This window comes from Micromonospora sp., assembly GCF_048594385.1.
Classification (GTDB): domain Bacteria; phylum Actinomycetota; class Actinomycetes; order Mycobacteriales; family Micromonosporaceae; genus Micromonospora; species Micromonospora wenchangensis.
Genome location: NZ_JBMDWU010000568.1, coordinates 1 through 4613 on the forward strand (window position 1 = coordinate 1; position 4613 = coordinate 4613).

Here is a 4613-nt window from a genome sequence, read left to right on the forward strand (position 1 = left end):
CAGCCCACGGGCCTGGGGGGGGGTGACCGCCGCCGCCGCCGGGGGCCGCTTCGCGCCGCCGAACGTGGGGCTCGCCCCGGCCCCCGCCGCGCCCGCCGCGGCCGGCCCGCCGCTGCGGGCCGAGTCGGTGGCGGCGCTGAAGACGATGATGCGCGAGGTGGTCACCGCCGGCACCGCCAAGGCGCTGGCCGACGTGCCGGGTGGCCCGGTGTACGGCAAGACCGGCACCGCCGAGTACGACGACGACCCGGCGCACACCCACGCCTGGTTCGTCGGGTGGCGGGGCGACGTCGCGTTCGCCGTCTTCGTCGAGCAGGGCGGATCGAGTACGGCCAGCGCCGTCCCGATCGCCGAACGCTTCCTCCGCGCCCTCCGCTGACGCCTCTCCCCCACCCGATTCCCTGCCTCGGCCCCTCGGGCCCGGTCTCGCGCTCGACGGGGGCGACGTAGCGGCATCCGGGTCGCGGGACAACGCCACATCGGCCCCGTTGCCGGGTCAGGCGGGCCGGGTCAGGCGGGCCGGGGCTCGGTCAGGCGACCGGCTCCTCGGCGCGGCCCGGCGCGTCGGCCGGGTCGGGGTCGGCGGGGTACGGCTGGGGTGGCAGCAGTCGGGGCGCGACGGCGTCCGGGGCGACGACCGGGGCCAGCCCGGCGACGACCGTGTTGACGATCTCGGCGGCGTACGCGCCGTCCGGGTCGTAGTCGGGGTCGAAGACGGTCAGCTCGACGCCGAGGCAGTGCGGGGTGTCCACCAGCCCGGCGAGCAGGATCTCCAGCTCGGCGAAGGCGATCCCGCCCGGGTCGGGGGCGTCCACGGCCGGCATCACCGCCGGGTCGAGCACGTCCACGTCGATGTGCACCCAGTAGCCGGCGCAGTCGGCCAACTGCTCGTGCGCCCACTGTGCGCTGCGGGCGGCCCCCTCGGCGCGCAGGGCCGGCACCGGCCGGGTGATGATCCCGGCGGCCTGGAGGTCGAGCCGGTACTCGTCCTGCGCCCGGATGCCGAGCACCACCACGTCGATGTCCCGGAAGTACGGTCGACGTCCCTCGATGGCGGCCAGGTCGGCCTGCCCGCGCCCGGTCACCAGGGCGAGGTCCTCACCGGCCGCCGCACCGACGTAGGAGGCGTTGCCGGGGTGCCGGAAGTCGGAGTGGCCGTCGACGAAGACGAGCCCGATCCGCCCGCCGACCGCCTCGCCGAGCCGGTGCATGGCCAGCGCCGAGCCGAGCAGCACCGAGCAGTCCCCGCCGAGGACCAGCGGGAACTCGCCCCGGTCGATGATCGCGCCGATCCGGTCGGCCAGCGCCGTCGAGTACCCGGAGATCTCCCGGGCGTGGCAGACCCCGTCGCCGGGCCGCCAGTCGCCCGGGTCGTACCGGGGGGCGGTGAGGCAGCCGGCGTCGCGGGCCCCGAGCCGGGCGAGCAGATCGTGGTCCCGCAGCGCCCCGGGGGCCTTGCCGCAGCCGGGGACGGAGGTGGAGGTGGGTGGGCGCAGACCCAGGTTGGTCGGCGCGTCGAGGACGGCGATTCGGCGCATCACGGGCTCCCGTCCTCGATGGTCGGCGGGCCGGCCGGGTGGCCGGCCCGCGCGGGGTGTCAAAGGATCAGAACAGGGCGCTGGCCAGGGCGCGACGGGCGGAGGCCACGGCGGGGTCGTCCGGGCCGGCGATGCTGAACAGCGAGACGAGGTGTTGGCGGGCCCGGTCCCGGTCGTCACCGGCGGTCCGCCGGACCAGCCCGACCAGTCGTTCGTACGCCTGCTCGGCCATCCCGCTGAGCACCTCGATGTCGGCGGCGAGGAGCTGGGCCTCGACGTCGTCGGGGTTGGCCTGCGCGGCGGCGAGGGCGGCCTGCGGGTCGGCACCGGCGACCCGCCGGGCCACCCCGACCTGGGCCAGGCCGGCCTCGGCGGCGGCGTCCGCCGGGGACTCGGCGAGGATCTTGCGGTACGCCTGCTCGGCGGCGTCGAGGTCGCCGCTCATCAACGCGTCGTCGGCCTCGTCGAGGCGCGGGTCCTCCGGTTCGGCGACGGCGACGCCACCGGCCTTGAGCACGGCGGCGAGCCACTGCCGCAGCTGCGGCTCGGGGATCACCCCGGGGAAGGCGTCGATCGGCCGCCCGCCGACCACCGCGTAGACGGTGGGGATCGCCTGGATCTGGAACATCTGCGCGATCCGCGGGTTCTCCTGGACGTCGACCCGGGCCAGGACCCACTGGCCGGCCCCCTCGGCCGCCAGCCGCTCCAGCACCGGGGCGAACTGGTCGCTGTCCGGGTAGCCGGCCGCGCCGAAGAAGACCACCACGGGGGTGGTCATCGACCGTTCGAGCACCCCGGACTGGATGTTCGCCTCGGTCACGTCGAGCACGGCGGCGCCGCCTGCTGTGGCGGGACCGCCCGGTGCGCCGGTGGGTGCGCCGGTCTGGCTCGGTGTGGCGGGACGGGAACTGGCCGGGGCGGTGCCGCGCAGCGCGCTGAGGTCGACCGCGCCGCGGGTGAAGATCGACGAGGTGATCCGTGGGTCGCTCATGGTTACCTAGTCTCGCACGATCCCCACCGTTGTCGGCTCAGCCGCAACGCCCACAGTTGCCACTCTCACCTCCCCTTCTCCCCCTCCCGCCCCCCACCCCCCGTCCCCGCCCCCCACCCCGTCGATCATGGAGTCGTGGTGGGCGTAGCGCCCCTTTGGTGAGGCTCTGCCACCACCACAACTCCATGATCGACCGAGGGTGGGGGTAGGGGGTGGGGGGTGGGGGTCAGAAGCGGGCGGGTTCGCGGTAGGTGCCCCATTCGGCGCGCAGGGCGTCGCAGATCTCGCCGAGGGTGGCTTCGGCGCGGACGGCGTCGAGCATGGGCGGGATCATGTTGCCGCCGGTGCGGCTGACCTCGACCATGCGGGTCACCGCCGCCGTCACCGCGGCGTCGTCGCGGGCGGCCTTGCGCTCGGCGAGGACCCGACGCTGCTCCAGCTCCACCTCGTGCGAGATGCGCAGGATCTCCAGCTCCTTGGCGGTCGTGCCGGTGTGGCAGTTGACCCCGACGATCTTCTTGTCGCCCTGGTCGAGGGCCTGCTGGTAGGTGAAGGCCGACTCGGCGATGTGGCCGGTGAACCAGCCGTCCTCGATGCCGCGCAGGATGCCGGAGGTCATCGGGCCGATCCGGTGCGGGCCGTCGCCGCCGAGCTGCCGGATCCGGGCGAAGATCTCCTCCGCCTCGGCCTCGATGGCGTCGGTGAGCGCCTCGACGTACCAGGAGCCGCCGAGCGGGTCGGCCACGTTGGTCACCCCGATCTCCTCCATCAGCACCTGCTGGGTACGCAGGGCGATCTCGGCGGATTCGTCGGTGGGCAGGGCGAGGGTCTCGTCCAGGGCGTTGGTGTGCAGCGAGTTGGTGCCGCCCAGCACCGCCGCCAGGGCCTCCACGGCGGTGCGTACCACGTTGTTGACCGGCTGCTGCGCGGTCAGCGACACCCCGGCGGTCTGGGTGTGGAACCGCAGCCAGAGGGCCTTCTCACTGGTCGCGCCGTAGACGTCGCGCAGCCAGCGGGCCCAGATCCGGCGGGCGGCCCGGAACTTGGCGATCTCCTCGAAGAAGTCCAGGTGTGCGTCGAAGAAGAAGCTCAGCCCGGGGGCGAAGACGTTGACGTCGAGCCCACGCGAGAGCCCCAGCTCGACGTAGCCGAACCCGTCGGCCAGGGTGTACGCCAGCTCCTGCGCGGCGGTGGAGCCGGCCTCGCGGATGTGGTAGCCGGAGACCGACAGCGGCTTGTAGCGCGGGATCTCGGCGGCGCAGTACTCCATCAGGTCGCCGATCAGGCGCAGGTGCGGCTCGGGGTCGAACAGCCACTCCTTCTGCGCGATGTACTCCTTGAAGATGTCGGTCTGCAACGTGCCGTCGAGCCGGGACAGGTCGATGCCCTGCCGCTCGGCGGCGACCAGGTACATGCAGAACACCGGCACCGCCGGGCCGGAGATGGTCATCGAGGTGGTGACGCCGGCCAGGTCGATGCCGTCGAAGAGCACCTCCATGTCGGCGGCGGAGTCCACCGCGACCCCGCAGTGCCCGACCTCGCCCAGCGCCTGCGGGTCGTCGGAGTCGCGCCCCATCAGGGTCGGCATGTCGAAGGCGACGGAGAGCCCACCGCCGCCCGCGCCGAGGATCATCTTGTACCGCTCGTTGGTCTGCTGGGCGTTGCCGAAGCCGGCGAACTGCCGGATCGTCCAGGCCCGACCCCGGTAGCCGGTCGGGTGCAACCCCCGGGTGTACGGGAACACGCCCGGCCAGCCGATCCGTTCGAACCCGGGGTACGCGGTGCCCTCGGGCGGCCCGTACACCGGTTGCACGGTGGTGCCGGACAGGGTGGTGAAGTCCGCGTCCCGCTTGCGCGCGGCGTCGTACCGGGCCTGCCAGCGTGCCCGTCCGGCGGCGATCTCGTCGGCGTTCATCCGCGGGGCTCCTCCTCGAGTCCTCGACTGTGCCCCGAGTGTAGAACGAAGCCTGAACGATCGCTAAGGAAGCTCGCCCACCCCGCCCACCCCGCCCACCCCCTCGCCCCGGTGATCAAGAGTTTTGCGTCACGATCGGCCGGCGGATTGACGCAAACCTCTTGATCAC

At 73.6% G+C, this 4613-nt stretch carries 3 protein-coding genes and 1 pseudogene; 1 reads left to right on the forward strand and 3 read right to left on the reverse strand.

Features of this window, described 5'->3' with window-relative positions:
- Positions 1-379 (forward strand): penicillin-binding transpeptidase domain-containing protein (locus tag ACOJTC_RS30035; RefSeq protein WP_420119403.1); only part of this gene is annotated, 379 nt, incomplete at its 5' end.
- Between the two features lie 226 nt (positions 380-605).
- Here ACOJTC_RS30035 and ACOJTC_RS30040 read toward each other — a convergent pair.
- The 3 genes and pseudogenes from ACOJTC_RS30040 to ACOJTC_RS30050 form a co-directional block, all read right to left on the reverse strand.
- Positions 606-1541, reverse strand: a pseudogene (locus ACOJTC_RS30040) (arginase family protein); the annotation flags it as partial.
- Between the two features lie 64 nt (positions 1542-1605).
- Positions 1606-2529, reverse strand: a complete 924-nt coding sequence (locus ACOJTC_RS30045) for a tetratricopeptide repeat protein (RefSeq protein ID WP_204928122.1) — start codon at positions 2527-2529, stop codon at positions 1606-1608.
- Positions 2530-2755: 226 nt separating this feature from the next.
- A complete protein-coding gene (locus ACOJTC_RS30050; protein WP_420119404.1) occupies positions 2756-4444 on the reverse strand; it encodes an acyl-CoA mutase large subunit family protein in 1689 nt (562 codons plus the stop codon).
- Positions 4445-4613: the final 169 nt, after the last annotated feature.

Bases quoted from the DNA above. Each gene is read 5' to 3' on its own strand.
- ACOJTC_RS30045 (WP_204928122.1), bottom strand. From the start codon at position 2,529: ATGAGCGACCCACGGATCACCTCGTCGATCTTCACCCGCGGCGCGGTC.
- ACOJTC_RS30050 (WP_420119404.1), bottom strand. From the start codon at position 4,444: ATGAACGCCGACGAGATCGCCGCCGGACGGGCACGCTGGCAGGCCCGG.